The sequence below is a fragment of the Prochlorococcus sp. ALOHA_ZT_50 genome (assembly GCF_022447305.1).
Classification (GTDB): Bacteria; Cyanobacteriota; Cyanobacteriia; order PCC-6307; family Cyanobiaceae; genus Prochlorococcus_A.
This window is the reverse complement of the sequence record NZ_JAKVCI010000051.1, coordinates 1-3,790: the sequence shown is the minus strand read 5'-3', so window position 1 is coordinate 3,790 and position 3,790 is coordinate 1. Positions and strand designations below refer to the sequence as shown.

5 protein-coding genes and 1 pseudogene are annotated in these 3,790 nt (G+C 32.9%); 3 read left to right on the top strand and 3 right to left on the bottom strand.

Annotated elements, in window-relative coordinates; translation table 11 throughout:
• Positions 1-125 precede the first annotated feature (125 nt).
• Positions 126-1,511: a gluconeogenesis factor YvcK family protein gene (locus tag MK115_RS09010; protein WP_287610867.1), complete on the top strand. Its 1,386-nt coding sequence runs from the start codon at positions 126-128 to the stop codon at positions 1,509-1,511.
• On the opposite strand, the gene MK115_RS09005 is transcribed toward MK115_RS09010, so the two are convergent.
• Genes MK115_RS09005 through MK115_RS08995 form a run of 3 tightly spaced genes read right to left on the bottom strand, consistent with a single transcriptional unit; the run spans position 1,508 to position 3,139 of the window.
• Complete coding sequence (locus MK115_RS09005; RefSeq protein ID WP_209088467.1) at positions 1,508-2,038, bottom strand: NAD(P)H-quinone oxidoreductase subunit J; 531 nt, start codon at positions 2,036-2,038, stop codon at positions 1,508-1,510. The genes MK115_RS09010 and MK115_RS09005 overlap by 4 nt on opposite strands.
• A complete protein-coding gene (locus MK115_RS09000; RefSeq protein ID WP_502923850.1) occupies positions 2,038-2,772 on the bottom strand; it encodes an NADH dehydrogenase subunit K in 735 nt (244 codons plus the stop codon). Before MK115_RS09000 ends, MK115_RS09005 begins: the two co-directional genes overlap by 1 nt.
• Before the next feature lie 4 nt (positions 2,773-2,776).
• Positions 2,777-3,139, bottom strand: a complete 363-nt coding sequence (locus MK115_RS08995; protein WP_011817786.1) for an NAD(P)H-quinone oxidoreductase subunit 3 — start codon at positions 3,137-3,139, stop codon at positions 2,777-2,779.
• Positions 3,140-3,216: 77 nt separating this feature from the next.
• On the opposite strand from MK115_RS08995, the gene MK115_RS08990 reads away from it, so the two are divergent.
• Both MK115_RS08990 and MK115_RS09345 read left to right on the top strand, forming a co-directional pair.
• Positions 3,217-3,645, top strand: a complete 429-nt coding sequence (locus MK115_RS08990) for a rubredoxin (RefSeq protein WP_287610858.1) — start codon at positions 3,217-3,219, stop codon at positions 3,643-3,645.
• 9 nt (positions 3,646-3,654) lie between these two features.
• Positions 3,655-3,790 (top strand): annotated as a pseudogene (locus MK115_RS09345) (photosynthesis system II assembly factor Ycf48); the annotation flags it as partial.

The following is a 3,790-nucleotide window of genomic DNA, read 5'->3' as shown; positions in this document are numbered from 1 at the left end:
ATATAAAAAACATTTATATATTTCATTTTGCCTATTTTTTGAAATAAAAAAAGGATGTATGAATTTGATTTATAATGAACTCATATAGTTTTTTATTTGAGAAAAATAATTTAAGAGGTTTTTAAATGAATAAGGGTAAAAAAAGAATAAGAGGGCACTATAAAAATTTTAAAAAGTCTAATTTTGTCTTGTTGAACAAAATCTTAAGAATTTTGAGTTGGCTTTTGCCAGGATTGGTAATAAAAAGATGGATGCTTACATCTGCGATAGGATTTTTGACTACATTATTAGGCTTGGTAATTTGGACAAATTTAAGACCGCTCTATTGGCTTATTGAAATCTTTTTTGGGGTAATGACAGGTTTAACAAGTATTTTGCCTGTTTCATTAATGGGACCATTGATTTTTGTTATTGGACTATTATTAATTGGGATTGGACAAAATAGAAGTATTAATTCTATTCAAAAAGCGCTTGTTCCAGAAAAAAATACATTTTTAGTTGATGCATTAAGAGTTAAAAGTAAATTAAACAGAGGTCCAAATATTGTTGCAATTGGGGGAGGTACAGGCTTATCTACCTTACTGAAAGGCTTAAAAAATTACAGTAGTAATATTACAGCAATCGTAACTGTATCCGATGATGGTGGAAGTAGTGGAATTCTCAGAAAACAATTAGGTGTGCAACCTCCAGGAGATATTAGAAATTGTTTGGCAGCCTTATCAAACGAAGAACCTACTTTAACTAGATTATTTCAGTACAGATTTTCAGGGGGAAGTGGTCTGGAAGGTCATAGTTTTGGAAATCTATTCTTGTCAGCTTTAACAACAATTACAGGCAGTTTAGAAAAAGCAGTTCAAGCCTCTAGTAAGGTTTTGGCGGTACAAGGTCAAGTTTTACCTGCAACAAATATTGATGTTATGTTATGGGCCGAATTAGAAGATGGTGAAAAAATTTTTGGTGAAAGCAAGATCAGTAAATCTAAAAAATTAATTTCGAGGATTGGTTACCTACCAGAAAATCCTTCAGCTCTTCCAAGTGCTCTTGAATCTATAAAAGAAGCTGATTTAATTGTTCTTGGCCCAGGTAGTCTATACACTTCTTTATTGCCTAATCTTTTAGTACCAGAGATAGTAGATGCCTTATTGCAAAGTAATGCTCCTAAAATTTATATAAGTAATTTGATGACTCAGCCTGGAGAAACAGATGGACTTGATGTCTATCAACATATCAAAGCAATAGAAAAACAATTATCAAATTTTGGAGTTAATACTCGAATTTTTAACTCAATCTTATCTCAGATTCAATTTGAAAAGTCTCCATTAGTAGACTATTACGAAAGTAGAGGGGCAGAGCCTGTCCAATGTAATAAAGAAAAATTATTATCTGAGGGTTATTATGTTTTGCAAGCACCATTATATTCAAAAAGAATAACTCCAACTCTTAGACATGATCCAAGGAGACTAGCAAGAGCAGTTATGTTTATTTACCGCAAATTAAAAAAATTAAACTAATAAGCATCTTGAAGTTCATAGAAATCTGGCTGAATATAATCTTTTCGTAATGGCCATCCTCTCCAATCTTCAGGCATTAATAGTCTTTTGGGATTGGGATGATCAATAAAATTTATTCCATACATATCAAAAGTTTCTCTTTCTTGCCAATCACTTCCTTTAAAAATTTTATACAAACTAGGGATTGATAAATCAGAATCTCTTTTTAAGAAAACTTTTAATCTGACTTCTTTAATTTTTTCGATTTTTTGTAAATCATCAACAGTTATAAAATGGTAGAAACTAACAAGATTTTTGCCTGGTCCCTCATCATATCCTCCTTGACATTGGAGATAGTTGAAACCGTAATTTCTTAAGGCAGATACTGCTTCATATAATTTGTTAGGTTCCACAGAAATGTTTTCAATTCCTATGTGATCATCAGATAAAGATTGATTTGGAATTCCATCTTTAGACAAAGATTGGCTTATAAACCCTTCTTTTTCTATTGAAGTATCTGAGGATTTGGCTAAACCGTCTTTTTCCATTAATCTTCTACAGAATTAATAATTTCAGTTTTTTCGGTATTTTCAGGTAATTCGGTTATTTTTTCTTTTTTGGAGGGGGGAATTACGTTAGCTGAAGTTTTGTTTAGATATTCACCTGTATTTTCTGAGAAAACAAGATTCATTTCATGATCAGATGTTATGTATCTGTGAGTTTGCTCTGTTTTTGTGCGCTCTAAAATTGATTCATTACCAACTTTTTTTCTTAATTTAATTACAGCATCAAAAATTGCTTCTGGTCTTGGTGGGCATCCTGGAAGGTATAAATCAACTGGAATCAATTTATCAACACCTCTTACAGCAGTTGTAGAATCTGCGCTGAACATTCCCCCTGTGATTGTGCAAGCACCCATCGCAATAACATATTTTGGTTCAGGCATTTGTTCATAAAGTCTCACTAGGGCTGGAGCCATCTTCATAGTTACTGTTCCTGCAACTATTAGCAAATCTGCTTGCCTTGGCGAGCTTCTAGGTACTAATCCAAATCTATCAAAATCAAATCTAGATCCGATTAAGGCAGCAAATTCTATAAAACAACAAGCTGTTCCGTACAAGAGAGGCCATAGACTGCTTAGTCTAGCCCAATTATGAAGATCGTCTAAACTTGTCAATATAATATTTTCGCTTAAATCTGTAGTAACTTGGGGTGCACCAAGAGGATTGCAAGTTCCTTCTCGGATTTCTCTTATTGCTTTTGGGGATAATTGTGGATTCAATTTTTTAACTCCATTCTAAAGCACCTTTTCTCCATGCGTATGCCAGAGCGATAACAAGTATTGCAATGAAAATTAAAGCCTCAATAAAAGCTAATAAGCCTAATCTATTGAAGGCAACAGCCCAAGGATAAAGGAATACTGTCTCAACATCAAATATAACGAAAACCAAGGCAAACATGTAATAACGAATATTAAATTGAATCCATGCTCCTCCTATAGGCTCCATTCCAGATTCATATGTAAGTTTTCTTTCCCCTGTTCTGCCTTTTGGGGCAACGATGAGATTAGTAACTAGAGCTAATACTGGAACAGCTGCGGCAATTAGAAGGAAACCTAAAAAATATTCATAGCCAGTTAATAAAAACATCTTAAAAAATTAATTTTGAATAAAAGTCGCTTAATTAAGCAAAATCTTTTAAAGTTCTTAAAGAACAATAATAAACCGTGAGTGAAAACATTCAACCAGCCTCTGAGGAAAACAAAATAGTTGAAGACTTTGAGAAAGAAAAACTTTCTGAAAACTCCTCAGGAGTAAATGTTGAACAACCTGTCCTTAATTTAGAACAAAATAGATTCGAATGTAGAAGTTGTGGATACATTTATGATCCGTCTGAAGGAAATAAAAAATTAAACATACCTAAAAATACGCCTTTTTCAGAGTTGGATGGGAATACTTTTGCTTGCCCTGTTTGTCGAGCCGGTAAAAATTTTTATAAGGATATTGGATCTAGAGCAAAACCTAGTGGATTTGAAGAGAATTTAGTTTATGGATTTGGATTTAATAGTTTACCTCCTGGACAAAAAAATATATTGATTTTTGGAGGGTTGGCGTTTGCTGCTGCTATGTTCCTTTCTTTGTACTCTTTGCATTAATATATATAAATGAAAAAAATTTTTACTAGTATTCCTAATCTCTTTTTATCAGTTCTTCTTTGTTTTGTATTGAGCAGTTGTTCATCTACAGGAGTAAAGATGGGTGATAGCAGTCCTTGGAAAACAATTCAGTTTGAGGACCAGG

What these genes read in the sequence shown, in the direction of transcription:
- MK115_RS09010 (WP_287610867.1), top strand. Translation starts at nt 126, where the DNA reads ATGAATAAGGGTAAAAAAAGAATAAGAGGGCACTATAAAAATTTTAAA.
- MK115_RS09005 (WP_209088467.1), bottom strand. Translation starts at nt 2,038, where the DNA reads ATGGAAAAAGACGGTTTAGCCAAATCCTCAGATACTTCAATAGAAAAA.
- MK115_RS08995 (WP_011817786.1), bottom strand. Translation starts at nt 3,139, where the DNA reads ATGTTTTTATTAACTGGCTATGAATATTTTTTAGGTTTCCTTCTAATT.